A 23,997-nucleotide genomic window follows, 5' to 3' on the forward strand; every position below is an offset into this window, starting at 1 on the left:
GCCGGCGGGTCAGCCCGTCGACAGGCGGCCCATGAACAGGTCGTACAGTCCCTTGCCGGCCTCCCACGAGCCGGACGCCGAGGACATCATGTGGCCCGAGTCGACGAGCAGGGTCACTCCGCTGATCCCGTCGGCGGCGCCGCTGTTGAGGAACGCCATGGCGTTGCCCATCTGCTCGGGGGCGTGGACTTCGAGCCCGGCGGCGTCCCGGTAGTCCTGCGCGAAGGCGAGCCAGAGGTCGGCGTTCGCCCGCGCGAGCGGGGTGTCGGTCGGCCCCGGGCAGATGGCGTTGATGCGGATTCCCTTGGCCATGAGGGGATAGGACTGGCGGGCCACGTAGGTGTTGATGACCTGCTTGCTGAAGCCGTAGTTGTCGGTCCCCTCGTGCGCGTCGACCCAGTCGGCGGCCGAGCCGGAGTCCTCGGTGGCGAGGAGGTCCAGGATGGCCGGCAGGTTCGACTCCCAGCCGATGCCGGCCACCGAGGAGATGAGGCAGACCGCCGAGCCTCGGGTGAGGAGGCCGTCACGCAGCAGCGCGTCGATGATGTGCCGGTGGCCGATGAAGTTGACCCGCATGAGCTCGGGTCCGTCGGCGACGCCCGCGGCGGCGAACAGCGCGTCGATCGGCCCGTCGAGCTCCCCCAGGGCGCCGTCGATCGCCGCCGGGTCCCTCAGGTCGACCTTGACGGCTCTGGCCACCGGGTGGTCGACCGGTGCCAGGTCCATCACGATCACCTCGCCGCCGAGGTCGGCGACCCGGCGCGCGGCGGCCGCGCCCATGCCGGTGGCGCCTCCGACGACGAGGGCGCGCTTGCCGTCGTAGCGGTACGGATCAGTCATGGACACGCCTCCTGGGCGATGTGTCGGTCATCGGACACGCACGGGCAGGCGTTCCCAGCCGCGCACGCTGGCGGTGTGCGCCTTGGCGGCGCGGTCGTGGTCGACCTCCCACGCGGGCCAGCGCTTCAGGAACTCCTCCAGCGCCACGCGGCCCTCCAGCCGGGCGAGCGAGGCGCCGAGGCAGAAGTGCGGGCCGTAGCCGAAGGCGAGGTGGGAGCGGGCGGTCCGGTGGACGTCGAACCGGCCGGCGTCCTCGAAGCGCCGCTCGTCGCGGTTGGCCGCCCCGTTCAGCAGGAGCATGATCGAACCCTCCGGCACCGTCCGGCCGTGGACCTCGACGTCGCGGGCCACGTGCCGCGCCTGGACCGGGGAGGGCGCCTCGAACCGCAGCACCTCCTCGATCGCCGCGGGGATCAGCCCGGGGTCGCCGACGATCGCCTCGCGCTGGGCGGGATGGTCGGCCAGCAACTGCATCGCGAAGCCGATCAGGCGGGTGCCGGTCTCGTTCCCCGCCCCGGCCACCATGTTCGTGTACGTGAGCACCTCGGTGCGGGTGAGCCGGCGCCGCACGCCGTCCTCCTCGACCTCGGCGTTGAGCAGCTCGGTCATCAGGTCGTCGGAGGGGTGTGCGGCCCGCCAGTCGATGTACTCGGCCACCAGGGCGTTGGCGTCGTCGAAGGAGCGGGCGTCGAACTCGGCGGGCGCCCCGTCCCGCAGCTCCAGGTTGTCGTCGGAGAAGTCGCGGATGGTCCGCTGCGCCTCCTCGGGGATGCCGAGCAGGTAGCCGATGGTCCGCATCGGCACGAGCACGCCCAGGTCGGCGATGACGTCGAGTTCGCCCGCGCCCGCCAGCGGGTCCAGCGCCTTCGCGCAGAAGTCGCGGACCAGCGGTTCGACGGCCGCCATGCGCCTGGGCGTGAAGACCCGGGACAGGACGCCACGGTGCAGGTCGTGGATCGGCGGATCCTCGAAGAGGATGATGCCGGGCGGGATCTCGACGTCCGCCTTGATGATCTCGAAGATCGTGCCGCGCCCGGACCGGTAGGTCCGCCAGTCGAGGAGCGCGGGTTCGACGTCGTCCCAGCGGCTGAGCGCGTAGAAGCCGTGCTCGTCGTTGCGGTACAGCGGCGCCTCGTCCCGCAGGCGCTTCCACACCGGGTAGGGGTCGTCGTCGATCTCGACGTCGCAGGGGTCGTAGTAGACCGCGGCGCCGGTCGTGTCGGACACGCTCATCACCCGCTGATGCTCGGTCGGCCGGACGGGGGGTGGACGGTGCCGCGGAGCGACCCCGGCCTCGGCAGGCCCATGGCCGTCGCCATCAACCGGTGCATCACCCGAGCGGGCAGCAACCGGTTGGCGTGCAGGAGCACGCGGGCGTCGAGCCCGACGGCGCGCCGCGCGAACGGGGCACGCTCGCGCAGCGCCCGCTCGACGGCGGGCGCGAACCGTTCGGGCGGCGCCGCGAGCCGTATCGCCCTCCGGCCGCGCTTCTCGAGCGGTGTGGTGAGCGCACCGTACGGGCCTTCGGGATCGGCGTAGGACACGGTCTGCTCGAGGATCTCGGTCGTGAACGCACCGGGCACCAGCAGTGTGACGCCCAGTCCGAAGGGGGCGATCTCCGCGGCGAGGGCCTCGGCCCAGCGCTCCACCGCGGCCTTGGCCCCGGCGTAGGCGCTGACCGTCGCCATGCCCCGGATGCCGCCCTGGCTGGAGAGGATCACGATGCGGCCGCGGCCGGCGGCGCGCATCGGGGGCAGCAGCTCCTTGGTCAGGAGGACCGGCCCGAAGAGGTTGGTCCGGAAAAGCCGCTCCCACGCCTCGGCGGGCAGTTCCTCCACGGTCCCGGCGGCGGCGACGCCGGCGTTGTGGACGATCGCGTCGGGCGCCCCGACCGCCGCGACGATCTCCGCGGCCGCCTCGACGACCAGCGCGGGCTCGTCGAGGTCGAGCCGGACGGCCGTGAGCCGGGGATCGTCCGAGACCGCGCCCGTCAGGTCCCGGAGGCGCTTGAGGCCCGCGTCGGGCGAGCGCACCGCCGCGACGACCCGCCAGCCCCGGCGGTACAGGTGCGCGGCCGTGACCAGGCCCAGGCCCCGCGACGCACCGGTGACGACAACGCTCGCGGATCCGCTCAACGGAGGAACCCCCGCTCAGAGGCCGCCCGCCGCCGGGTAGCGTCTTCCGCGCACGGCCCTGCGAAGCGCGCCTCCCGCACGGCGGCCTCGTCCGGTCGCGCAGCCACCGCTGTGCACGGGCGCCGCGCGCCGCGGTTCCCGCCTTGTTCGTCGTTCCATCCGGACATCGACCACCGACCTCCTCGCTCGGTTCGGCCTACTGCGTGATGGGGGTGCTCTCGGTGACCTGGGCGCCGGTGACGTCCATGACGGTGTCGAGGTTCGCGGCGATGTCCTCGACCGACGGCGCGGCCTTGACCAGGCCCGGGGTGTGGACTACGGCGAGCCTGGCCAGGCCGCCCATGCCGGCCTGGAGGACCTCGCCGCTGAGCGGGCACGACTCGTGGGCCAGGAACGCGGCGGCCGGCGCGCACAGCTCCGGCGGCATGCTCGCGTTGATCGCCGCCATCTCCGCGGCGGAGATCGACAGCAGCGACGACAGCTCCTCGGCGTGCGAGGCCGCCATCCGGGTGGCGGCCCTCGGCGCGATGGCGTTCACGCGGATCCCGTGGGCGGCGCCTTCGGTGGCGAGGGCCCGGGTGAGACCGAAGACGGCGCCCTTGGCGGCGGCGTAGCTCGTGAGCTCGGGGATGCCGCCGAGCATCGCCTCGCTCACGGTGTTGACCACCCGCCCGTACCCGGCGGCGACGAAGTGCGGCCACGCGGCCCGGGTGACGAGGACGGTCCCGAACAGGTGAACGTCCAGCATCGTCTGGAACCGCCGGGTGGAGACCCGCTCGAACGGCGCCGGATCGTGGATCCCGGCGTTGTTGACGACGGCGTCGACGCGGCCGAACTCCTCCACCGCCGCGCCGACGATCGACGCCGCGCCGGCCTCGTCGGCCACCGAGGCGTGGCAGGCGACCGCGGTGCCGCCGGCCGCGCGGATCTCGGCCACGACCTCGTCGGCGGGCTCGGGCGAGGCGCCGCCGCCGGCCAGATCGCCGCCGAGATCGGCGACGACGACGCCCGCTCCCCGCGCCGCCAGCAGGAGTGCGTGGCTACGGCCGATGCCCCGGCCGGCGCCGGTGACGACGACCGCCCGGCCGTCGAAACGGAGCCCGTTCACGCGGCCGCACCCCCGACGACGACGGGCAGCGAGTCCCAGCCGCGCACCGTCGACGTGCTTGCGAGGCGGGCGCCGCTCCAGTCGACCTCCCACTCGGGGAACCGCTTCAGCACCTCCTCGAGCGCGACCCGGCCTTCGAGGCGGGCCAGGGCCGCGCCCAGGCAGAAGTGGGCGCCGACCCCGAAGGTGAGGTGCGGGCCAGGGGGGCGGTGGACGTCGAAGGTGTCAGGGTCGGGGTAGCGGCGCTCGTCCCGGTTGGCGGCCCCCATCAGCAGCAGCATCGCGCTCCCGGCCGGGACGACCCGGCCGTGGATCTCCACGTCGCGGGTCACGTGGCGGGCTCCGTGCGGCGCGGGCGGCTCGAACCGGAGGAGCTCCTCGACGGCGCCGGGGATGAGGGCGGGGTCCTCGGCAAGCCGGCGCCGCTGCTCGGGGTGGTCGGCCAGCACCTTGCCGGCCCACCCGATCAACCGCGTGGTCGTCTCGTTCCCGGCCCCGGCGATGATGTTGACGAAGGTGAGGATCTCCTCCCGGGCCAGCCTGCGGATCGTCCCGGTCTCGTCCTCGAACTCGAGGGTGAGCAGCTCGGTCATGAGGTCGTCGGAGGGGTGCGCGGCGCGCCAGTCGACGTACTCGGCGAAGAAGTCGCCGCTGAGGAACCCGTCACCGGTCTCCATCGGCCGGCCCTCCTCGGTCTGGAGCCCAGCGTCGACGAAGTCGCGGACCCTCTCCTGGGCCTCCTCCGGGATGCCGAGGAGCATGCCGATCACGCGCATCGGCATTTCGGCGCCCAGGTCGCGGACGAAGTCGAAGCGTCCCCGGCCCACGAGCGGGTCGAGCGTCCGCTCGGTGTAGGCGCGCACCTGGCGCTCGATCCCGGCGATCCTCCGGCGCGTGAAGACCCGCGAGACCAGGCCGCGGTGGACGGTGTGCAGCGGCGGGTCCTCGAAGATGAAGACGCCCGGCGGCATCGCGAGGCCCGAGCGGATGATCTCGAGCACCGCGCCCTTGGCAGAGCTGAACGTTTCCCGGTCCTTGAAGCAGCGCTCCACGTCCTCGAAGCGGCTCACGGCGTAGAAGTCGTGCGGTGCGTTGTAGTAGAGCGGCGCCTCGTCCCGGAGCCGGCGGAAGACCGGGTAGGGATCGGCGTTGATGTCCGGCCGGTACGGGTCGTAGTAGAGCTCGGTGGCGCTGTCGACGGTCATAGCATCATCCCCTCGAAGAGGCCGATGCCGGCGGCCTCGTTGCGCTGCTTCCATTCCTCCTTGGGCATGCGGGTGGTGTCCACGTCGGTGGCCAGTGCCCGCAGCGCCCCGACGGTCGCCCGCTCCCTGGGGGTGTGCTCGAAGGGGTCCCAGCCGAAGAAGCGGCAGGCGTTCTCCCAGGCGATGTTGTCGACGCCGATCCGGTGCCGCAGCTCCAGGCCCGACGGATCGGTGACGTAACAGGCGAGGATGTGCTCCTTGAAGACCTCCGACGGCGTTCTGCCGCCGAAGCCGTCCTCGTTTCGATGAAGTGGTCGTCGGTGCTGACCAGGATCATGTCGTCCATCTGCAAGGCGGTGCCTCCTTGTGCGCGGGCGTGCCTGCGTCCTGCCGGCACGGTCCTGGCCGGCTCTAGTCCTCGCCGAACCGTGCGACGCGGTGGGAGCGGCCGAACTCCTCCTCGGCCGCCCTCGCCACCAGGTAGCCCGCCCCCATCCAGCCCCGGCGGGTCCACTTCCCGAACGAGAGCCGGGTGCCCGGAGAGCCGCTGGCGGCCGGGAGCATCTTCACGCGCTCCAGCGCCTCCTTGACCCCCTGCGGGCTCAGCGGGTGGGCGTCGGCGAACGCGCGCAGGAACAGGGTGGCGATGTCGTGGTTGACCAGCGGAAGGAAGTACTCGGGCCGCCGTCCCGTACGCTTCTCGAAACGGTCGAGGAAGCGCCGGCCGACCTGGTTGCCCTCGTCGAACTGGTCGAGGCCGACCCACCCCAGGCAGGCCTTCCACATCACGTCGGTGAGCACGCCGTTCTGCCAGGCCGTGCCCATGTAGCGGGGCGGATCCCAGCCGAGCGCCTCGAGCGCCGGGTTGACGAAGACCAGGCCGAACCCGAACCCGCAGTGCATCAGCGCGGTCGCCCCCGACTCGTGGACCCGCCGGACCTGGGCGGTGACGTCGCGGGCGGTCTGCGGGATCCACTCCTCGGCGACGACGCGGATGCCCAGCGCCGCGCACGCCTTGCGGAGGTTGCGGACGTAGGCGTCCCCGACGAGCGACTCCTCGACCAGTGCCGCGACCTCGGTGTGGCCGCCCTTGGCCGCGAGCTCGGCCCAGAAGATCGGTTCGTCGGTGTGGGAGCCCTGGGGCATGGCGAAGGTCCACTCGCCGAGCCAGTCGTCCGACCCGGTCACGCTGATCGACGGAACGTGGAACCGCCGCTCGATGACCTCCTTGGCGGCGACGGCGTTGTCCCCGATGTTCGGCCCGAACACCGCCAGGCACCCCTGGTCGACCAGCTCGCCGTAGCCGTCGACCACCGCCTTCACGGTGCCCTTGGGCAGGCCCTCGACATGCTTGAAGACCAGCTCGACGGGGCGGTCGACCAGGCCCTGCTCCCGCCCCTCCTCGAAGACCATGTCGAACGGGACGCGGAAGTCGGCCCACATCTCGTCCGAGAAGCCGCCCGGCAGCAGGAAGTCGAACAGCACCCCGAGCTTGATGGGCTGCGCATCGCTCTCGTAGGACACCGGACGCCCCTCTCGCGGAGTCGGATGTCAACAAACATTAGGTGCGCTTGGGTGAGGCCGCAAGGGTCCTCTTTCGGGCCTGGCCGGTCGCTCGACAGCGCCACGTCCCGTCGGGTAGCGTGACGCGCCCGGGAGTGTCATCAAATCTTTGAGGTCAGCCGGTTCGAGGCTCATCACCGGGGCCGGAGCAGGGGGATTCGGGGAGCGACCCGATACCGTGTTCGCGTGGGTGCGGCCTGGCGGCCGGCGGAGCGGGTTACGGAGGAAACTCGTTGGGGAACGCAACTCGCCGTTCCGAGATCCTCGACGTCGCGGCGTCCCTTTTCGCGAGCACGGGCCTGCGGACCTCGCTCAACGACATCGCCGACGCGTGCGGCATCCGCCCCGGAAGCCTGTACTACCACTTCGAGTCCAAGGAAGCGCTGATCGCCGAGCTCGTCGAGCGGTTCCACACGGCGCTCGAACAGCTCGCCACCTCCGCCTCGGCCGGACGTTGGAGCGAGAGCGCGCCGAGCGACGCGGTGGTCGCCTTCGGGCAGGAGATCGCCGACTGCGCGGTGCGGCATCGCGCCGCGCTGCTCCTGAGCCTTTTCGACGCGCCGGCGGTGGCGGTGCCGGAGTCGCGCGACGTGGCCGGCCGGACGCTGCCGATGGTCCACGAGGCGATGCACGGCCTTCTCCGCGTGGCGGAGGAGCAGGGCGAGCTACGCGGCGGCCTCAACCTGGACGCGGTCGCCGACCGCGTCTGCCAGAGCATGTTCCACGTCGGCATAGGCGTCTACCACCGCAGCCGCGGCGGACGACTCGTTCCCGAGCTGAAGTGCAGGATCATCCTGGACGGCCTCGCGGCCCGCGAGGACGGGGAGCCCCTCGACGGCAGCGACGCCCACCGGGTCGCGGACCAGGTCATCGAGGGGTGGAAGCACACGGAGCCGGCGAGTGGCGACCGGGCCGCCCTGATCCGGGCCGCGGCGCGGACGGAGCTCGCCAAGCGCGGCGTCGAGCTCACCACGATCCGGGACGTGGCGGCCGCGGCCGGGGTCGACCTCCGCGCCGTCTATCGAGTGGTCTCCTCGAAGGAGGAGCTCCTCATCTCGGTCCTGGGCGACTACGCGACCGCGGTCAGCGACGGATGGACCCAGGTGGTCGAGGCGACGGCGTCCCCCATGGAGAAGCTCGACGCGCTGCTCTGGCTGAACGTCAACGTGCTCGACCGCTTCCACGAGGAGCACCGGATCCAGACGCTGTCGCTGAAACAGATCCCGCCCACGAGCGAGAACCTTCCACTGACGTTCGGCACGCAACTGCGCCAGCTCGGGGAGATCCTGGCCGCGGGCGACCGGGCGGGCGTCTTCCGCTTCACCGACATGCCCGCGGACACACGGGCGCGCAGCGCCTTCTCGCTCGTGTGGACCCCGGAGAACCTCGTGCGCCGCCTCGGCCCGGAAGGCGCGCACGAACTGGCGCGCGACACCGTCCTCCGCGGCATCGGCCGCACCTGACCCGGCCGCGCAAAGCGGAAACGATGTCCAGATCCACGCGGTCGACGAGCCCACCATGATGTGCCGGCTGGAGCCGTCCTGCCAGGACACCCGCCGCGCCCCAGGACCTCAAGGACGCCTTTGGCCGAGGCGGTGATGGGGCTTCTTTCTGTACGCGGGTGACCTCACTGGCCGCGACGATGGGACAGGCGGTCATTGACGAGCACGCCGGTGCTGCTCACCAGGATCAGCGCGGCGCCGGCGGCGGTGAGGGCGCCGAATGGTCGTCCCATCAGGACCAGGAGCGCGGTGGACAGCAAGGGGGTGGCGTAGCCGATCGGGCTGAGCCGCTCGGCGCCGCCCCGCGACATCGCGTAGGTCCACAACGAGTACCCGGCGGCCATGGGTCCGACCCCGGCATAGAGCGCCGCCGGCCAGGCGTCGGGCGGCGGCCAGGGCGCGTCCTGCAGAAGTGTGATGCCTGCGGCCAGCAGGGCCCCGGTCACGGTTGCCGGTACCAGCAGTTGGACCGACGAGACCTTCAGCCGCCCGCTCGCGACGGTGTAGAAGGCCATGCACCCTGCCGAGCCGAGCGCGGCCAGGTACCCAGGCCCGCTCCGTCCAGCCGCACGCCGTCCGAGGCGAAGATCAGCACGACGCCGCAGAAGCCCAGGAGCGCCAGTGGTACGCCTCGGCGCGCCTGGGCCGAGGGGTGTGTCAGCGCCAGCAGCAAGGCCGCCATGAGCGGCCACCCGTAGGCGATGACGTTGGCCGCCACGATCGGTGCGGTCGCGAAAGCCAGGTACTGGAGGAAGATCGTCCCGGTGAGGCCGATCACCCCGACCAGCAACGGCTGAGCCCCCATGGCCGCGACGGCGGCCGCGTCCCCTGTCCGTCTCCTCGTGATGGCGTTTCCCGCGAACAGGACGGCGGCCGCCACCGCGAACTGCAGCGTCAGCAACTGGTAGACGCTGAGGTGCTCGAGGGCCTGGTCCGCCGCGTAGGCGTTGGTCGCCCACAACGCCACCGCCCCCAGTGCGGCGGCGGTGCGCGCACCGTCCGCGGCCTGCGAGGCGCTCAGTTGGATGCCTCGGCTGGGAGGTAGGAGGGCACCTGGTTCTCCTTTACGTCCCGAACGTACTCCTTTTGTACATGGGGTGGTCGTCGCTGTGACGGCGGGAGCGGCCGGCCGCTCCCGGAGATCCAGCGCTCCTACCTTCACTCGATCGCGTTCCGCATGCTCGGCTCGCACGCCGACGCGGACGACGCCGTCCAGGAGGCATGGCTGCGGCTCGCGCGGACGGGCCGGAGCGGCATCGAGGATCTGCGCGGCTGGCTCACCACGGTGACCGGCCGGATCTGCCTGGACGCGCTTCGCAGGCGCGAGGTGCGGAGCGAGCAGCCGCTCGAACTCGTCGTCGGCGCCCTTCCGCGGGAGGCGGTCGGGGACTCCCGGATCGATCCCGAGGAGGAGGCCGTGCTCGCCGACTCCGTCGGCTTGGCGCTGTACGTCGTCATGGACGCCCTCACCCCGGCCGAACGTGTGTCGTTCGTACTCCATGACGTCTTCGAGGTCCCGTTCGACGCGATCGCGGCCATCCTCGGCCGGAGTACCGCGGCCACCAAGATGCTCGCCAGCCGGGCCCGGGAGCGGCTGCGGCTGGGCGCGTCCACGGAGGGGGCCCATGCCGCGGCCAGGGAGGTCGTCGAGGCGTTCCTCGCGGCGGCCGGCAGGGGCGACGTCGCCGGACTGCTGACCGTGCTCGCCCCCGAGGTCGAACTGCGGGCACGGGGGCCCGAGGGCACCGCCGTCGTCCACGGCGCGCACGAGGTCGTGGCCCAGGCGACAAGGTTCGCGCGCCCGGACGCCCACGCGCATCCGGCGCTCGTCGACGGCGTCCCGAGCGTTCTCATCACCGTCGGCGGACGGTCGGTCACGGTCATGGCCTTCACGGTCACCGACGGTGCCGTCACCGTGATCCGCGGGCTGACCGACCCGGCCCGGCTGGGCCAGGTCGTCCCGTCGTGGGTCGCGTGACCGTGCGTGGTCGGTGGCTCGCCGAGTCGAGCGTCGAACAGCGGCCGCCGTACCGGGCGGTCCCTGAAGGTTCTCCTCGTGGGACACCTGCGGAGGCATCTGCCCGATCCGCTCTGGACGGCCCCCCGCTCCCCCGCCTGGGGGTTCAGCCCTTGCGGGGCCTAGGTTCGACGATCGGGGGCGTGATCTTGCCCGGGTGGGCCGGTCGCGGCGTTGGCGTAGCGGCGGGCCAGGAGCGCGAAGGCGTCCTTCAGCTCGGACGGGCCTACTACCTCGATGTCGGCGTCGAACCTGCCGATGCCGGCGGCGAGGCTGGGCCATGACCACGACCCCAGGACGAGCCGGCAGCGGTTCGGGCCGAGTCCCTCGACGACCCCGTCGCGGATGTAGCGGGACACCTCGGCGGCGGGAAGGTCGAGGATGACCTCGCCGCGGCAGGGCCAGCCGCCGGAGCCGCTGGAGCCGCGGAATTTGTCGGCGACGAAGGCGGCCACCTCGCCTCCGGGCAGTTCGCGCGGGGTGAAGCGGGGTCCTGTGGGGATGCGCGGGCTGATCCGGTCGGCGCGGAAGGTGCGCCAGTCCTCGCGGTCGAGGTCCCAGGCGACGAGGTACCAGCGCCCGCCCCAGGTGACGAGGTGATGGGGCTGCACCCGGCGCGGCGGGGGCTGCGCGGCGTCGCCGTCCGCCCCTGGCGGGGATGCGGGAGCGTAGTCGAACCGCAGTTCCCCGCGGGCGTGGATGGCGGCGCTGAGGGCCGTGAGCACGCTGCTGTCGACCTGCGGGGCGGGCCGCGTCGCGGGGCGCTCGACGGCGGTGACCTGGAGGGTGTCGATCCGGTGGCGGAGCCGTGCGGGCATGACCTGCCGGACGGTGGTCAGCGCGCGTGCCGCGGCTTCCTCGATGCCGGCGCCGGTGGTGGTGGCCATCTGGAGTGCGACGGCGAGGGCGACGGCCTGCTCGTCGTCGAACAGCAGCGGGGGCAGGTCCGCGCCGGCGTCGAGCCGGTACCCGCCGTCGGGACCCTTGGTGGTCACGATCGGGTAGCCGAGCTCGCGCAGGCGGTCGACATCGCGGCGCACGGTGCGCGGGCTGACCTCCAGCCGTTCGGCCAGGAGCGCCCCCGGCCAGTCCCGGCGCGCCTGGAGCAGGGACAGCAGTGCCAGCAGTCGCGCTGATGTCTTCGGCATGACTTCGATACTGCCCTGAGAAGCGGACACTCCCTGACCGCTACTCCTGCGACCGTGGATCTCGTACCGAACACCGAGAACGACCCGAAGGGTTCGACCACTGTGACCGTCACCGCGACGCCTCCCTCCACCCTCGACGGCGAGCGGGCCGACCTGCTCGCCGTGCTCGCGGCCGCGCGCTCGACCCTGACCGGCGCGACGCGCGACCTCGGCGACGAGCAGGCCGGGGAGCGCCCGACGGTCAGCGCGCTGTGCCTGGGCGGGCTGATCAAGCACGTCGCGTCCACCGAGGAATCGTGGATGCGCTTCGTGGTCGAGGGCCCGTCGGCGATCCGCTACGACCTGCCGGACGGCGTCACCTGGGCCGACTTCGCGGCCGGTACCGCCCGCGAGATCCCGCAGTGGGCGATTGATCACCAGAACGAGTTCCGGATACTGCCCGGTGAGACGCTGGCCGGCATCCTCGAACGCTACGAGCGGGTCGCCGCCCGCAGCGAGGAGATCATCGCCTCCGTCCCCGACCTGTCGGCGGCGCACCCGCTGCCGGAGGCGCCCTGGCACGAGCCGGGAGCGGTACGCAGCGTGCGCCGGGTGCTGATGCACGTCATCGCCGAGACCGCCCAGCACGCCGGGCATGCCGACATCCTGCGCGAGGCGCTCGACGGCCGGACGTCGACCTGACCGGTGAACGACATAACGGAATCGAAGGGAACGTCACCGTGAAGACGCACGAGGCGGGGCGGACCGGTGTCCGGGTCAGCCCCCACCGCCGTCCGGGCACCAGCACGTCCGGCCAGGCCAGCGGCACCGAGCGCGTACTTGACGGCGGTCCGCGCGCGGGGTTCTTCTCCTCACCGGCCGTCAACCGCGCGGCATGAGCGCGATGACCGTCCTCGATGCCCGGGCGCTCAACCGCGCGACACTCGCCCGCCAGTTGCTGCTCGATCGAGCCGACACGCCGGCTCTCGACGCCGTCGCGCACCTGTGCGGGCTGCAGGCACAGGAGCCGCAGGAACCGTTCGTCGGGCTCTGGTCGCGGCTGCACGCGTTCGACCCGGCGGTGCTCTCGGACCTGCTGATCGGGCGGAGCGTGGTGCGGACCCACCTCATGCGCCGCACCGTCCACCTCGTCTCAGCGGACGACGTTCTGGCCTGGCGGGCCCGCCACAACGCCATGCTGCGCCAGCGCGTACTCGGGACCTACCGGCGCGAGCTCGCCGGCGTGGACCTCGACGAGCTCGCGGCAGCCGGGCGGGCGGTGATGGCCGACGGCGAGCCCCGCTCGATGACCGAACTCGCGCGGGCGCTGGCCGACCGCTGGCCGGCGCCGGGACCGCGGGCGCTGGGCGAGATGCTGATCGCCGCCCTCGTACCGATGGTGCAGCTGCCGCCGCGCGGGTTGTGGCGCACGAGGGCCGGCGTTCGCAACGTCCCGCTCTCCTCGTGGCTCGGGCGTGAGATCGACCCGCCGGACCCGGACGGCTCCGATCCGGTCGGCCAGGTGCTGGTACGGCGGTATCTGGCCGCGTTCGGCCCCGCCGCCACGGCCGACCTGCGCGCCTGGTGCGGCCTGGCCGGACTGCCGGCGGCGGTCGCGGCGCTGCGCGAGGAACTGATCACCTTCCGGGACGAGCGGGGCCGGGAACTGCTGGACCTTCCCAACGCACCGCGCCCCGACCCCGACACGCCCGCCCCGGTGCGGTTCCTGCCGGCCTTCGACAACGCGATCCTCGGCTACGACGACCGCAGCCGGATCATCGACGACGCCCACCGCGGCCTGTCGGTCGCCGGCGCCCGCGTCGTCCTGGTCGACGGCCGGGTCGCGGCGACCTGGACCGTCGCGGACGGCACCGTGACCGTCACCCCGCTGCGCCGCTTCTCCCGAGCCGACCGCACCGCCGTCGCCGAGGAGGGGCAGGCGCTGGCGTCGTTCCTTTCCGACAACGACAGCCGGCGCGTGCAGATCGCCGCGGCTCCTGGTTGATGGAATCGCGGTTGCGGGTCGCCGGTCCGGATGCCGTCGCGCGGTGGCTGGTGCTGCGCCTATGAACGGATGGGCGTTTGGGCGGTCGGGCCGAGCAGCGCGTCTGCCACGGTTGTCCAGGCGTCGGTGAGGCTGAAGGTGTCGGGGTCGAGCAGCCAGTGCGTCTGAAGACCGTCGAGCACGGCGAGGACGTGGCGGACGAGGGCTTCATCGCCGGCGGTGGTGTCACTTCGCGCGAGTAGCCGTGCGAGTTCGGTGGGGCGTTCCCGGAAGAAGTCGTGGGCGGGATGTTCGGGATCGATCGCTTCCGCCTGGACGACGGCGTAGAAACGGGCGCGCTCCGGGCGAGCGGCGTTGTAGCCGACCACGGTGTCCAACGCCTCCCGCAGCGTGCGCGTGGACGCCAGCATGGCCGCCAGCTCGGCCCGGTCGGACTCGTCCCGCAGCCGCAAGGCCGCGACCAGGATCTCTGGCATCCCGCTGAAGTAGTGGAGCAGGCCGGGCGCGGTCATGCCGCAGTGGCCGGCGAAGGCCCGCAGGGTCAGGCCGCAGTAGCCCTCCTGAGCGATGACCTTCATCGCGGTCGTGAGGATGTGCCGCCGCCGGAGCGCCGGGGCGAGTCGGTCGGTCATCGAGCTCCAGGGTTCGCCGGGGTGGCGGGCTCTTGTCAGCAACGCGTCCGCCAGCTTAGTATCCCCGCTATCTAACATCTGTTAAATAGTGTTCGAATGGGGAGTTGGGCGCGTGACCATGCCTTCCCGCAGGTTGAGTGCTCAGAGTGTTCGATGCCGGGCGGCCGCCACGGCGGTGCGGTGATGGCGGAGACGCTCCTGGGTCTCATCCCTTCGCCGGTGACGGCCCGACGGGGCGAGGGCGAGCTCGTCCTGGCGGAGGCGCGCACGCTGTCGCTGGGTGATGCCGCGCTGCTCCCGCTGGTCACGAGGTTTCGTGACACGCTGCGGTGTCTGACCGGCATCGAATTGCCGGTACCCCGTGTGGAGGAGGCCGTCTCCGCTCGTCCCGCAGTACGGATCGAGTCCGGCGCGGACGGTGTCCGGGAGCTTGCGGTGCCGGGCGGGCGGCGTGCCGACGACGGCGATGCCGGATGCGAGTCCTATGCGCTGGAGGTCGACCGCGAAGGGGTGCGGGTCCGGGCCGGGGAGGCCGAAGGTGTGCACCGCGGGCTGACGTCGGTGGTGCAGCTGGCCGGGTCCGGGGGCGGCCGCGTGCCGTGCGGCAGGGTGCTGGACGCGCCCCGATTCGCCTGGCGCGGGCTGTCGTTGGACGTGGTCCGCACGTTCCTGCCGATCGACGAGGTCAAACGCGTCATCGACATGCTCTCGCTCTACAAGATGAACGTGCTCCACCTGCATCTGACCGATGACGAGGGGTGGCGGCTGGAGATCAGCTCCTGGCCTCGTCTGACCGAGATCGGCGCACGCGGTGCCCGCAACGGCCGGCCGGGCGGTTACTACAGCCGGGAGGAGTTCCGCGACCTGGTGGCGTATGCGCGTGAGCGGTTCGTCACCATCGTGCCCGAGATCGACGTGCCCGGCCACGTCGGCGCGGCGCTGGCCGCCCACCCGGACCTGGCGCACCGGCCCGTGGCCGGCCCGCCGACATCGTTCGGCAGCCTGGCCCCCGGCTCCGACCTGGTCTGGCGTTTCGTGCGCGAGGTGCTCACCGAGGGCGCCTACATCCACATCGGCGGCGATGAGGCGTTCGGCATGACCGATGACGACCACGCCCGGTTCGTCTCCGGCGCCGTGCGGCTGGTGCGAGAACTGGGGAAGAAGGCCATCGGGTGGCAGGAGGCCGTAAGAGGCGATCTGGGCCCGGACGAGATCGTCCAGTACTGGATCGATTTCGCCGCAGAAGCCGCCGCCCGTGATGTGTCGCAGTTCCCGGCCGACCTGGCGTTCCTGGCGACGATGTTCGCCAAGGCCACCGGTGACCTGCCCGAGGCAGCCCGGAAGAGGACGGGCGTGCTCCTGTCGCCCAACGCCCACGCCTATCTGGACCGGCCCCATGGCGACCCGTCCACCGACCCTTCCCAGGAGGCCGGGCGCGGCCGGCTCGGATTGCGGTCGTATCCGGCCACATCCCTGGAGGCCTTCGCCGATTGGGAGCCGCTCGACGTCGCGCCGGGGATCGACCCGTCGGTGATCGTCGGGGTGGAGGCGGCGCTGTGGTGCGAAACCGTCCAAGATGCCGACGACCTTGAGCAACTGCTCCTCCCCCGGCTGCCCGGAGTGGCCGAGGCGGGGTGGGCACCGCCGGGCGGTTTCAGCTGGGAACGGCACCGCACAGGACTGGCCCGGCACGCCGGAATGTGGAGGCGCGCGGACTGGGGCTGGTATCACGCCGCTTCGGTGGAATGGCCGCCCGCACCATGACGGCCGGCAGGTCCGTCCCGAAGGTCCTGTCTCGTGACCACGCCGCTTCCGCGGTCACGGCGGTCTTGATGAGTCCGTTCCCGAATGCCGCGCTCATCCCCCTGCGAGGTCCTCATGGCATTCACTCCGGCTGATCAGCCACCCGCCGGCGTGCCCCTTGATCCCGGCCACCGAACCGTCGACCCGCCGCGGGTGGGCGCCGCCTATATCTGGCTCATCGTCGTGGCCACCTTCGGCGTCTACATGGCGTTCATCACGCCCATCGCGATCTCGCTGGCCATCAGAGTCGCCCAGCTGTCCCCCGGCCACGAGGAATACCTCGGCTACATCACCGGGGCGGGGGCCCTCGCGGCCTGTGAGGAGAATCAGACCGGGTGCGGGTGAGCGGCGGGTCGGCCGAGTCACCGGCGGGGGTTCGACAAGGACGCGATGATCCGGTCGAGTTGGACGGCTCGGTTCTCGGGTGTTCTGGCCTTCATGAGGCGCAGGAACAGGGCGTACCGCTCGGTCCTGCCGAGTTGCCCGAACCGGGCCCGGGCCCGTTCGTCGTCCGCGAGGGCTGCCGCCAGGTCGGGTGGGACGGTGGCGTTGCGCTGAGACTCGTAGGCCGCGTCCCAGCGGCCGTCGGCCTTGGCGGCCAGGATCGCCGCAAGGCCTGGCTCGCGCATCCGCCCGTCGGCGATGAGCGCCTCGACCTTCTCGACGTTGACCCTGGACCATGCGCTCCCCGATCGGCGCGGCGAGTAACGCTGCAGGTAGTGGTCCTTGTCGTGGGCCTTGCGCTGGCTGTCGATCCAGCCGTAGCACAGGGCGACGTCCAGGGCCTCGGCCGGCGTGATCGAGGTCCTGCCCGAGCCCTTCTTGGCGATCTTCAGCCAGGCTCCGGCCTCCAGTTCGTGGTGCCCGTCCAGCCAGGACTCCCACTGGGCGGCGGCGGCGAAGTCGAGTGCCTCCATGGGGTCTCCCGCCTACGATCCGGCCGGTTCGCCGGCGAGAACGTCCAGGTAGTGGGGGTTGTACATGATGCCGAGGACGTTGCCGAACGGGTCGACCACCGAAGCGGTGACGAACCCCGCGGTCCCCCACTCCGTGATGGGCTGGTGCGGCCTGGCGCCCATCGCCAGGAGGCGGTCCAGGGCGGCCTTCACGTCGTCCACATGCCAGTGCAGGACGGCGCCGGCGGGGCCGCGCGCCGCGCCGCCCGGCGCGTAGCGGCTGTCGATCAGGCCCAGTTCGTGCTGGTAGTCGCCGATGCGGAACTCGACGTACGCGGGCCGCCCGTCCGGGCCGGGCCGGTCGAAGTACGGCTCGACGCCCAGCAGTTCGGTGTACCACTGCCTGGCCGCCTCCAGGTCGTCCGCCCAGTAGTTGACGGTGGCCATTCCTCTGAGCATCCCCTTGTTCATGCCGCGCACGTTACGGGGCCTTGTGGAACCTCTGGTTCCTCAACGGTGGGAGACTGGAAGAATGCTGGAGACATCGGTACGGCTCCTGCGGTTGCTGTCGCTGCTGCAGGGACGGCGCGACTGGTCGGGCGCCGAGCTGGCCGACCGGCTCCAGGTGACCTCCAGGACCGTCCGCAACGACATCGGACGGCTGCGCCTGCTGGGCTACCAGGTCGACTCGACCACCGGCACCGCCGGGGGCTACCGGCTCGGTTCGGGTGCCGCCCTGCCGCCGCTGCTGCTGGACGACGAGGAGGCCGTCGCGGTGGCCGTCAGCCTGCACGCCGCCGCCGGGGGCACCGTGACCGGCATCGAGGAGGCGTCGCTGCGGGCGCTCGCCAAGCTCCAGCAGATGCTCCCGTCGCGGCTCGGCCACCGCATCGAGGCCGTGCGCGCTGCCACCGTGTTCGTGAGCAGCGGCGCGCCCGCCGTGGAGTCGGGCACGCTGACGGCCATCGCCGCGGCCATCCGCGACAGCGAGCAGTTGCGGTTCGACTACCGGGGCGGCGGCCGGGACGCGAAGTCCGTGGTCCGGGCCGCCGAGCCGCACCGCCTGGTCTTCACCGGGCGGCGCTGGTACCTGCTGGCCTGGGACTGCGACCGCGACGACTGGCGGACCTTCCGCGTCGACCGCCTCCGCCCCCGCACGCCCAACGGGCCCCGTTTCACTCCGCGTGAGCCCCCGGGCGGTGACGCGGCCGCCCATGTCGTACGCGGCGCGGGCTCCACGGCCTGGCGCCACCAGGCCCGAATCCGCTTCCACGCCCCCGAGTCGGCCCTCGCCGAGCGTCTCACTCCGGCCGCAGGGCTCCTTCACCGCGTCGACGACGGCACCACGATCCTCGAAACCGGGGGCGACAGCCTGTACGAGCTCGCCACCTTCCTGGGCTCGCTCAACGTCGACTTCACCGTCCTGGACCCGCCCGAGCTGCGCACCCTGCTCGACACCCTCGCCGACCGCTACAAGGCCGCGGCCCGGTGACCCCGCGGCCAAGGCGTGCCGATCGCGTCCTGGACACCGTCAAGGCCGCGCAGGCGCGGAAGCGGTCGTACCGGGCGGAAGCCGTAAACAATCCGTAAACCGGTTCCGCCAGGCTACGAACACAAGGAAACAGTGGGCCGGGCAGGCCCGCTGCTCCGCGGATACGGCGAGGGGCAAGCATCATGCGCACGTTCAAGCTTCAGGTCCAGACCACGGTCGACGGCTACATGGCCGGACCGAACGGCGAGATGGACTGGCTGACGCTCTCGTGGAGCGACGACGTCAGCACCTACATCAACGCGCTCACCGAGACGGTCGACACCATCGTGCTGGGCCGCAAGCTCGCCGAGGGCTTCATCCCGGCCTGGGAGTCCGGCCCGGAGGGCGAGGACCAGGCGTCCATCGACTGGATGAACAACACGCCCAAGGTCGTGATCAGCGACACGCTCACCGAGTCGCCGTGGAAGAACGCGGTGGTCGCGGGCGGCGACCTCGCCGAGACCGTGAACGGGCTCAAGGCCCGCCCGGGCGGCGACATGATCGCCTACGGCGGCGGCGCCTTCGTGCGGAACCTGATCGCCGCGGGGCTGCTCGACGAGCTGCACCTGTTCGTCAACCCGGCCGCGATCGGCACCGGGATGCCCGTGTTCCCCGCCCTGGACGCCCGCCAGCCGCTTCGCCTGGTGTCGGCGCGGCCGTTCGAGTGCGGGATCACCGCGCTGCACTACGAGCCGCGGCGCCCCTGACGCGACGTCCGCTGCGGCTCGACGACGAGCACGACGACGCCGGTTCGCCCGGTGCCTGCGGCGAGGGCGCCGATCAGGCGGTCGTCTTGGCCTTCTTGGGGGGACGGACCTTGTGCCAGGCGGCGCGGATATAGCCCTGGAGCCGTTCGCTGACGCGGCGGGCGGCGGGGAACTCGGTGCCCAGCAGCCCGAGTCCCGCGAGGATCGCCACCACCCCGGGACCGGGCAGCACCATCATCACGATGCCCGCGAGGATCAGCAGGACGCCGCCGACCGCTACGGCGATCTTGCGGGCCAGCCGCAGGCGGGTCCGGGGCCTGACGTCCCCCGCCGGAACGACGTCGACTGCGGTCCCGGCGGTGGTCTGGTCGGGCGCGGTGCTGGGCACGGAAGCTCCTCACTGGACGTGGCTCTTGTTCCTACAGACGTCCGGAACGGCGCCGGCGACTGTCCAATCCGCCGCATTGTGATCATCGCCACAACCCTGTCCGCGGCTGTTCCGGCGGCTGCGCGGGGCGCGGTTCGTTGTCGGACGTGGCGCCTACGGTGTGGCGGCATGGACGAGGACTCCTTGGTCGTGCCGGTGCCCTGGCGGCGCCGGCTCCATCCGCGCCGCGGCGGGGCACCGGGGCCCGCGGTCAAGCTCGATCCCGGCGCGGGCGCGGCGCTCCGCGACAAGATCGCGGCCGGGGCCGCGGAGGTCGGCGAGCTGCTCGGCAACCCGCGCAGCGACCCCGGGCTCGTCGCGGCGGCCCGCCGCCACCTCGACGGCGGGGACGACCCGCTCGGCGCCGCCGTGGCCGGCCAGATCGCGATCCGCCGGGAGGACTGGCGGGACGATCCGCACGCCGGGCTCGTGGACGCCTGGTGCGCCGACCACGGGATCGCCTACGCGGCGGCCGCGGTCGCCGCGATCAGCGTGGCCGAGCCCACGTGGAGGTGGATCGAGCGGGGGACGGTGTCGGAGGCGTGGGTGACCCTGCGGGACCCCTGGCAGGAGCACGGTCACTGGTACGGCACCCGCGGCGCGCTCCGCCGGATGCGCGCCGTTCTGGCCGCCGCCGGTGACGCCGAGTACGAGGAGGCCGTCGCCCGCCTGGCGGGCTTCCGTGACAACTTCCTGCTGCGGCTCGTCACCGCCTACCTGGTGCCCACCCGGCGGGACTGGGTGGACGAGTGCCTGGCCGAAAGGGGCGGCGCGCGGCGCGCCGCGTTGCACTACATGCACGACTGGATGCTGTGGTGCTCGATCGGGTCGGCGGCGCAGTTGCCGGGGCTCGGCCCGCTCGGCTGGTACGGCACGCAGGCCGATGTCGCCAACACCGCCGTGGAGGGCGTGGGCGCGGCCATGGCGCCGTTGCTGGCCGACGCCTATGACACGGCGCGCAACGTGCCGGGCCGGCGCCACACGTCCGAGCTGCTGGCGGTCATCCCGACCGACGAGGCGTTCCAGGCGTTGGCCGACCGGGCCGATCGAGACCGGGTGCGCCCCGCGCTGGCCGCCGCGATGAAGCGTTTCCCGGCCAGGGCCGCGCGGCTGCTGCCGCCCGCCGCGGCCGGGACCGGCAAGGCCGCCGCGATCGCCGCCGAGTTGCTGGCCGAGCACCGACTGACCCACCCCGACCTGTTCCCCGGCGGCGAGGGGACGGGCGCGCCCGGCGGGGCGGCCGTCCCGGACGCCCGGAGCTCCGATCTGCCCGGCACGCTCGCCGATCCGCCGTGGGAGCGCGACCGCGCCCGCCCCGGCGCCGTCGTCATCGACGATCCGGTCGCGCTGGACTACACCGCCGTCACCTGGAGGCCCGGCGAGCGCGAGTCCTGGGCGGTCTCCTCCCTCTGGGAGACGGAGAGCCACTGGGATCAGGAGATCGCCGACTTCGAGACGGGCACCCTGACGGACCGGAGGGCGGCGGACCTGTTCGCCGACGGCCCCGAGGAAAGGGTTCGTCCGCTGTTCCGCCGCTGGTCCCCCCCGCGAGATCCACGTCATCAGGTGGCGCGCGCGGCGCCTGGCGGCCCGGTACGAGCTCGATGCCGTCCCGCTGCTCGTCCGCGCCGCCGCCGAGCATTCCGGCGACCGCCAGGAGGCCCTGCTGCCGTTCGTGACGCCGGAGGTGGCGTCCCTGATGGCCCGCTGGGCGCTGCGGGTGAAGTCGGCGCGGCCGACGGCGGTCGCCTGGTTCGAGCGCCACCGCCTCGCCGCCGCGCTGCCCCTGATCCCGGTGGCGCTGGGCCCGGTGGGACGGGACCGGCACGCGGCGGAGGCCGCCCTCCTGCTCATCGCCGCCCGGGAGGGCGCTGAGCCGATCGTGGAGGCCGCCCGCATCCACGGAAGGGTGGCGGCGGACGCGATCGCCGATCTCATGCGCACCGATCCGCTCGACCTCGCGCCGGCCCGTCCCTCGAAGATCGGCGAGTGGGCCGAGCCCGCCCACCTTCCCCGGGTGCTGCTGGAAGGCGGTGACCGGGCGCTGCCCGCCGCGGCGACGCGCCACCTGCTGACGCTGATGTCGCTGGTGCGGCCCGGGGTCGGGTACGCCGGCGTGGACGAGGTGCGCGAAGCCTGCGACGAGGCGTCGCTGGCCGAGTTCTCCTGGGCGGTCTTCGAGCGCTGGCAGGGTGCCGGAGCGCCCTCCGGGGACGGCTGGGCGCTCACCCAGCTCGGCCGGTTCGGCGGCGACGACGCCGCCCGGCGGCTGACCCCGCTGATCAAGGCCTGGCCGGGGCGGAGCCTGCACAAGAGGGCCGCGGCCGGGCTGGAGGTGCTCGCCGAGATCGGCACCGACGTCGCGCTGACGCACCTGCACGGGATCGCGCAGAAGCCGCGCTACAAGGGGCTCCAGCGCCAGGCGGAGGAGACGGTCGCCCGGGTCGCGGCCGAGCTGGGGCTGTCGGGCGACGAACTGGCCGACCGTCTCGTGCCCGATTTCGGGCTGGACGCCGCCGGCAGCATGGTCCTGGACTACGGCCCGCGCCGCTTCACCGTGGGCTTCGACGAGCAGCTCAAGCCGTACGTGCTGGACAAGCGGGGCAGGCCGCGCCGGACGCTGCCCAAGGCCGGCGCGAACGACGACCCCGGCCTGGCGCCCGCCGCGTACAAGCGGTTCGCGGCGCTGAAGAAGGACGTCCGCACGGTGGCCGCCGTGCAGATCCGGCGGCTGGAGACCGCGATGATCGAGCGCCGCCGCTGGCCGCCGGCCGACTTCCGGCGCCTGCTGGCGGGCCATCCGCTGCTGGGGCACCTGGTCCGGAGGCTGGTGTGGCAGACGGGCGACGGCACCGCCTTCCGGGTGGCCGAGGACGGCACGTTCGCCGACTCCGCCGACGACGCCCTCGTCCTGCCCGGCGGCGCGTGGGTCCGCATCCCCCACCGCCTCGACCTGACCGGCTCGGTGGAGGCATGGGCCGCGGTCTTCGCCGACTACGAGATCGCGCAGCCGTTCGCCCAGCTGGGCCGTCCGGTCCACGAGCTCACGCCCCAAGAGCGCGAGACGGGCGACCTCGCCCGCTTCCAGGGGGTCCGGGTGCCGCTCGGGCGGCTGCTGGCGCTGGAGCGGCAGGGCTGGGAGCACGAATCGCCGGGCGACGCGGGGATCGTTGCCGGGCTGTCCCGTCCCCTGCCCGGAGGTGCCAGCGCCGTGATCGGGTTCGAGCCCGCGGTAGCGATCGGGTACCGCGACCCCGCCGAGGAGGTCACCATCGGCGCGTGGATCTCCGGGGGCGCCGCCGCGCTGGACTCGATCGCCGCCTGCGAGCTCCTCGCCGAGCTGACCGCCGTCACCGGGATCCCGGAGGCCTGACCGCCCGCCCACGCCCGGATTTTGCCGGAACGGCAATGAATGTTGCCATACCAGGTTCGCGGGACGCACTCTCTCCCGTGAACGGAGGTATGGACCCATGAACGAGTCGAAGCGCTATGACGTCGCGGTCATCGGCGGTGGCGCCGCCGGGTTGGGCGGGGCGCTGGCGCTGGCGCGGGCGCGCCGTTCGGTGCTGGTCGTCGACGCGGGCCGGCCCCGCAACGCGCCCGCCGCCCACGCGCACGCCTACCTGGGGCGCGAGGGCACTCCGCCGGAACGGCTGCTGGCCGACGGGCGCGCGGAGGTGGCCTCCTACGGCGGGGAGGTCGTCTCCGGTGAGGTCGCGTCGGCCGAGCGCCTGGACGGCGGCGGTTTCCGCGTCGTGCTGCGGGACGGGGCGGCGGTGGAGGCGTCCCGGCTGCTGGTGACGACCGGGCTGGTGGACGAGTTGCCCGACGTCCCCGGCCTGGCCGAACGGTGGGGGCGCGACGTGCTGCACTGCCCGTACTGCCACGGCTGGGAGGTGCGGGACCAGCCGATCGGCGTCCTGGCCACCGGCCCGCTGGCGGTGCACCAGGCCCTGCTGTGGCGGCAGTGGAGCGAGGACGTCGCGCTCTTCCTGCACAGCGGCCCCGAGCCGGGCGACGAGGAGTACGAGCAGCTCGCGGCGCGCGGGATCGCCGTGGTGGACGGGCTGGTCACCGGCCTGGAGGTGAGGGACGACCGGCTCGAGGGGGTGAGGCTGGAGAGCGGCCGGGTGATCCGCCGCCGCGCCCTGGCCGTGGCGACCGGGCTCGACGTCCGCGCCGATTTCCTGGCGGGCCTGGGGCTGGCGACGGTGGACCTGGAGATGGGCGGGCAGGTGATCGGCACCCGCGTTCCGGTCGATCCGTCCGGGGCGACCGAGGTCCCCGGGGTGTGGGCGGCGGGGAACGTGGTGGCGCCGACCGAGCAGCTCATCGGGGCGGCGGCCGCGGGCGTGCGGGCCGGGGCGGTGATCAACGCCGACCTGGTCGCGGAGGAGACGCGGTGGGCGGTCGCGGCCCGGCGCGAGCCGTTCTCCGCCCAGGCGGAGCGTGAGGCGGCCGAGTCCGTGCTCAGCGACGCCCGCCACGGCCTCTAGCGC

General features: G+C 72.8%; 25 protein-coding genes. 12 read left to right on the forward strand and 13 right to left on the reverse strand.

Annotated features, from left to right (window positions below; all coding sequences use genetic code 11):
- Positions 1 to 9: 9 nt before the first annotated feature.
- The 6 genes from ACZ466_RS49875 to ACZ466_RS49900 all read right to left on the reverse strand — a co-directional run bounded on the left by ACZ466_RS49875 (position 10) and on the right by ACZ466_RS49900 (position 6,812).
- Positions 10 to 840, reverse strand: coding sequence for an SDR family oxidoreductase (locus ACZ466_RS49875; protein WP_378283747.1), 831 nt, complete (start codon positions 838 to 840; stop codon positions 10 to 12).
- Positions 841 to 867: 27 nt separating this feature from the next.
- On the reverse strand, positions 868 to 2,067 hold the full coding sequence (locus tag ACZ466_RS49880) for a cytochrome P450 (protein ID WP_378283748.1): 1,200 nt from the start codon (positions 2,065 to 2,067) through the stop codon (positions 868 to 870).
- A 5-nt stretch (positions 2,068 to 2,072) separates the two neighbouring features.
- The gene (locus ACZ466_RS49885; RefSeq protein WP_378283749.1) at positions 2,073 to 2,975 is read right to left on the reverse strand and encodes an SDR family NAD(P)-dependent oxidoreductase; all 903 of its coding nucleotides are present in this window, start codon (positions 2,973 to 2,975) and stop codon (positions 2,073 to 2,075) included.
- A 196-nt stretch (positions 2,976 to 3,171) separates the two neighbouring features.
- Positions 3,172 to 4,083 carry an SDR family NAD(P)-dependent oxidoreductase gene (locus ACZ466_RS49890; RefSeq protein WP_378283750.1) on the reverse strand — a complete coding sequence of 304 codons (912 nt, stop codon included), beginning with the start codon at positions 4,081 to 4,083 and terminating at the stop codon, positions 3,172 to 3,174.
- Positions 4,080 to 5,288, reverse strand: a complete 1,209-nt coding sequence (locus ACZ466_RS49895; protein WP_378283751.1) for a cytochrome P450 — start codon at positions 5,286 to 5,288, stop codon at positions 4,080 to 4,082. The genes ACZ466_RS49890 and ACZ466_RS49895 overlap by 4 nt, the downstream gene beginning before the upstream one ends.
- Before the next feature lie 411 nt (positions 5,289 to 5,699).
- Entirely contained in the window at positions 5,700 to 6,812 is a 1,113-nt protein-coding gene (locus tag ACZ466_RS49900; RefSeq protein ID WP_378283752.1) for an ABC transporter substrate-binding protein, read from the reverse strand.
- 272 nt (positions 6,813 to 7,084) lie between these two features.
- Here ACZ466_RS49900 and ACZ466_RS49905 point away from each other — a divergent pair, with 272 nt between their 5' ends.
- Complete coding sequence (locus ACZ466_RS49905) at positions 7,085 to 8,314, forward strand: TetR/AcrR family transcriptional regulator (RefSeq protein ID WP_378283753.1); 1,230 nt, start codon at positions 7,085 to 7,087, stop codon at positions 8,312 to 8,314.
- Between the two features lie 164 nt (positions 8,315 to 8,478).
- On the opposite strand, the gene ACZ466_RS49910 is transcribed toward ACZ466_RS49905, so the two are convergent.
- Both ACZ466_RS49910 and ACZ466_RS49915 read right to left on the reverse strand, forming a co-directional pair.
- Positions 8,479 to 8,868, reverse strand: a complete 390-nt coding sequence (locus ACZ466_RS49910) for an EamA family transporter (RefSeq protein WP_378283754.1) — start codon at positions 8,866 to 8,868, stop codon at positions 8,479 to 8,481.
- Entirely contained in the window at positions 8,835 to 9,320 is a 486-nt protein-coding gene (locus tag ACZ466_RS49915; protein ID WP_464042131.1) for an EamA family transporter, read from the reverse strand. The genes ACZ466_RS49910 and ACZ466_RS49915 overlap by 34 nt, the downstream gene beginning before the upstream one ends.
- Positions 9,321 to 9,518: 198 nt before the next feature.
- Between ACZ466_RS49915 and ACZ466_RS49920 the strand changes: the two genes are divergently transcribed.
- Entirely contained in the window at positions 9,519 to 10,331 is an 813-nt protein-coding gene (locus tag ACZ466_RS49920; protein ID WP_378283782.1) for a sigma-70 family RNA polymerase sigma factor, read from the forward strand.
- Positions 10,332 to 10,492: 161 nt separating this feature from the next.
- Here ACZ466_RS49920 and ACZ466_RS49925 read toward each other — a convergent pair whose 3' ends face one another.
- The gene (locus ACZ466_RS49925) at positions 10,493 to 11,518 is read right to left on the reverse strand and encodes a helix-turn-helix transcriptional regulator (RefSeq protein ID WP_378283756.1); all 1,026 of its coding nucleotides are present in this window, start codon (positions 11,516 to 11,518) and stop codon (positions 10,493 to 10,495) included.
- 54 nt (positions 11,519 to 11,572) lie between these two features.
- On the opposite strand from ACZ466_RS49925, the gene ACZ466_RS49930 reads away from it, so the two are divergent.
- The 3 genes from ACZ466_RS49930 to ACZ466_RS49940 are packed head-to-tail and all read left to right on the forward strand — an operon-like array spanning position 11,573 to position 13,502.
- Positions 11,573 to 12,199, forward strand: coding sequence for a DinB family protein (locus ACZ466_RS49930; RefSeq protein ID WP_378283758.1), 627 nt, complete (start codon positions 11,573 to 11,575; stop codon positions 12,197 to 12,199).
- 38 nt (positions 12,200 to 12,237) lie between these two features.
- Positions 12,238 to 12,396 (forward strand): hypothetical protein, encoded by a 159-nt coding sequence (locus tag ACZ466_RS49935; protein WP_378283759.1) that lies wholly within the window; start codon positions 12,238 to 12,240, stop codon positions 12,394 to 12,396.
- Between the two features lie 5 nt (positions 12,397 to 12,401).
- Positions 12,402 to 13,502: a winged helix DNA-binding domain-containing protein gene (locus tag ACZ466_RS49940; RefSeq protein WP_378283760.1), complete on the forward strand. Its 1,101-nt coding sequence runs from the start codon at positions 12,402 to 12,404 to the stop codon at positions 13,500 to 13,502.
- A gap of 59 nt (positions 13,503 to 13,561) precedes the next feature.
- Here the strand turns inward: ACZ466_RS49940 and ACZ466_RS49945 are convergent, their stop codons facing one another.
- Positions 13,562 to 14,134: a TetR/AcrR family transcriptional regulator gene (locus ACZ466_RS49945; RefSeq protein ID WP_378283761.1), complete on the reverse strand. Its 573-nt coding sequence runs from the start codon at positions 14,132 to 14,134 to the stop codon at positions 13,562 to 13,564.
- 183 nt (positions 14,135 to 14,317) lie between these two features.
- Between ACZ466_RS49945 and ACZ466_RS49950 the strand changes: the two genes are divergently transcribed.
- Both ACZ466_RS49950 and ACZ466_RS49955 read left to right on the forward strand, forming a co-directional pair.
- Positions 14,318 to 15,898, forward strand: coding sequence for a beta-N-acetylhexosaminidase (locus ACZ466_RS49950; protein ID WP_378283762.1), 1,581 nt, complete (start codon positions 14,318 to 14,320; stop codon positions 15,896 to 15,898).
- A gap of 150 nt (positions 15,899 to 16,048) precedes the next feature.
- On the forward strand, positions 16,049 to 16,282 hold the full coding sequence (locus ACZ466_RS49955; protein ID WP_378283763.1) for a hypothetical protein: 234 nt from the start codon (positions 16,049 to 16,051) through the stop codon (positions 16,280 to 16,282).
- Positions 16,283 to 16,299: 17 nt separating this feature from the next.
- Here the strand turns inward: ACZ466_RS49955 and ACZ466_RS49960 are convergent, their stop codons facing one another.
- Together ACZ466_RS49960 and ACZ466_RS49965 are read right to left on the reverse strand one after the other, a co-directional pair.
- On the reverse strand, positions 16,300 to 16,854 hold the full coding sequence (locus ACZ466_RS49960; RefSeq protein ID WP_378283764.1) for a YdeI/OmpD-associated family protein: 555 nt from the start codon (positions 16,852 to 16,854) through the stop codon (positions 16,300 to 16,302).
- Positions 16,855 to 16,866: 12 nt separating this feature from the next.
- The gene (locus ACZ466_RS49965; protein WP_464042135.1) at positions 16,867 to 17,304 is read right to left on the reverse strand and encodes a VOC family protein; all 438 of its coding nucleotides are present in this window, start codon (positions 17,302 to 17,304) and stop codon (positions 16,867 to 16,869) included.
- A gap of 61 nt (positions 17,305 to 17,365) precedes the next feature.
- Here ACZ466_RS49965 and ACZ466_RS49970 point away from each other — a divergent pair, with 61 nt between their 5' ends.
- Together ACZ466_RS49970 and ACZ466_RS49975 are read left to right on the forward strand one after the other, a co-directional pair.
- Positions 17,366 to 18,325: a helix-turn-helix transcriptional regulator gene (locus ACZ466_RS49970; RefSeq protein ID WP_378283765.1), complete on the forward strand. Its 960-nt coding sequence runs from the start codon at positions 17,366 to 17,368 to the stop codon at positions 18,323 to 18,325.
- Positions 18,326 to 18,507: 182 nt separating this feature from the next.
- On the forward strand, positions 18,508 to 19,071 hold the full coding sequence (locus ACZ466_RS49975) for a dihydrofolate reductase family protein (RefSeq protein ID WP_378283766.1): 564 nt from the start codon (positions 18,508 to 18,510) through the stop codon (positions 19,069 to 19,071).
- A 73-nt stretch (positions 19,072 to 19,144) separates the two neighbouring features.
- Here the strand turns inward: ACZ466_RS49975 and ACZ466_RS49980 are convergent, their stop codons facing one another.
- Positions 19,145 to 19,459 carry a PGPGW domain-containing protein gene (locus tag ACZ466_RS49980; RefSeq protein WP_378283767.1) on the reverse strand — a complete coding sequence of 105 codons (315 nt, stop codon included), beginning with the start codon at positions 19,457 to 19,459 and terminating at the stop codon, positions 19,145 to 19,147.
- A gap of 168 nt (positions 19,460 to 19,627) precedes the next feature.
- Between ACZ466_RS49980 and ACZ466_RS49985 the strand changes: the two genes are divergently transcribed.
- The 3 genes from ACZ466_RS49985 to ACZ466_RS49995 all read left to right on the forward strand — a co-directional run bounded on the left by ACZ466_RS49985 (position 19,628) and on the right by ACZ466_RS49995 (position 23,994).
- Complete coding sequence (locus ACZ466_RS49985) at positions 19,628 to 21,373, forward strand: hypothetical protein (RefSeq protein ID WP_464042138.1); 1,746 nt, start codon at positions 19,628 to 19,630, stop codon at positions 21,371 to 21,373.
- Between the two features lie 649 nt (positions 21,374 to 22,022).
- A complete protein-coding gene (locus ACZ466_RS49990) occupies positions 22,023 to 22,871 on the forward strand; it encodes a DUF4132 domain-containing protein (protein ID WP_464044062.1) in 849 nt (282 codons plus the stop codon).
- Between the two features lie 97 nt (positions 22,872 to 22,968).
- Positions 22,969 to 23,994 carry an NAD(P)/FAD-dependent oxidoreductase gene (locus ACZ466_RS49995; protein ID WP_378283769.1) on the forward strand — a complete coding sequence of 342 codons (1,026 nt, stop codon included), beginning with the start codon at positions 22,969 to 22,971 and terminating at the stop codon, positions 23,992 to 23,994.
- Positions 23,995 to 23,997: the final 3 nt, after the last annotated feature.

The organism is Actinomadura rugatobispora, from assembly GCF_055379765.1.

What these genes read in the sequence shown, in the direction of transcription:
- ACZ466_RS49875 (WP_378283747.1), bottom strand. Translation starts at nt 840, where the DNA reads ATGACTGATCCGTACCGCTACGACGGCAAGCGCGCCCTCGTCGTCGGA.
- ACZ466_RS49895 (WP_378283751.1), bottom strand. Translation starts at nt 5,288, where the DNA reads ATGACCGTCGACAGCGCCACCGAGCTCTACTACGACCCGTACCGGCCG.
- ACZ466_RS49910 (WP_378283754.1), bottom strand. Translation starts at nt 8,868, where the DNA reads ATGGCCTTCTACACCGTCGCGAGCGGGCGGCTGAAGGTCTCGTCGGTC.
- ACZ466_RS49925 (WP_378283756.1), bottom strand. Translation starts at nt 11,518, where the DNA reads ATGCCGAAGACATCAGCGCGACTGCTGGCACTGCTGTCCCTGCTCCAG.
- ACZ466_RS49940 (WP_378283760.1), top strand. Translation starts at nt 12,402, where the DNA reads ATGACCGTCCTCGATGCCCGGGCGCTCAACCGCGCGACACTCGCCCGC.
- ACZ466_RS49945 (WP_378283761.1), bottom strand. Translation starts at nt 14,134, where the DNA reads ATGACCGACCGACTCGCCCCGGCGCTCCGGCGGCGGCACATCCTCACG.
- ACZ466_RS49950 (WP_378283762.1), top strand. Translation starts at nt 14,318, where the DNA reads ATGGCGGAGACGCTCCTGGGTCTCATCCCTTCGCCGGTGACGGCCCGA.
- ACZ466_RS49960 (WP_378283764.1), bottom strand. Translation starts at nt 16,854, where the DNA reads ATGGAGGCACTCGACTTCGCCGCCGCCGCCCAGTGGGAGTCCTGGCTG.
- ACZ466_RS49965 (WP_464042135.1), bottom strand. Translation starts at nt 17,304, where the DNA reads ATGAACAAGGGGATGCTCAGAGGAATGGCCACCGTCAACTACTGGGCG.
- ACZ466_RS49970 (WP_378283765.1), top strand. Translation starts at nt 17,366, where the DNA reads ATGCTGGAGACATCGGTACGGCTCCTGCGGTTGCTGTCGCTGCTGCAG.
- ACZ466_RS49975 (WP_378283766.1), top strand. Translation starts at nt 18,508, where the DNA reads ATGCGCACGTTCAAGCTTCAGGTCCAGACCACGGTCGACGGCTACATG.
- ACZ466_RS49985 (WP_464042138.1), top strand. Translation starts at nt 19,628, where the DNA reads ATGGACGAGGACTCCTTGGTCGTGCCGGTGCCCTGGCGGCGCCGGCTC.
- ACZ466_RS49990 (WP_464044062.1), top strand. Translation starts at nt 22,023, where the DNA reads ATGGTCCTGGACTACGGCCCGCGCCGCTTCACCGTGGGCTTCGACGAG.
- ACZ466_RS49995 (WP_378283769.1), top strand. Translation starts at nt 22,969, where the DNA reads ATGAACGAGTCGAAGCGCTATGACGTCGCGGTCATCGGCGGTGGCGCC.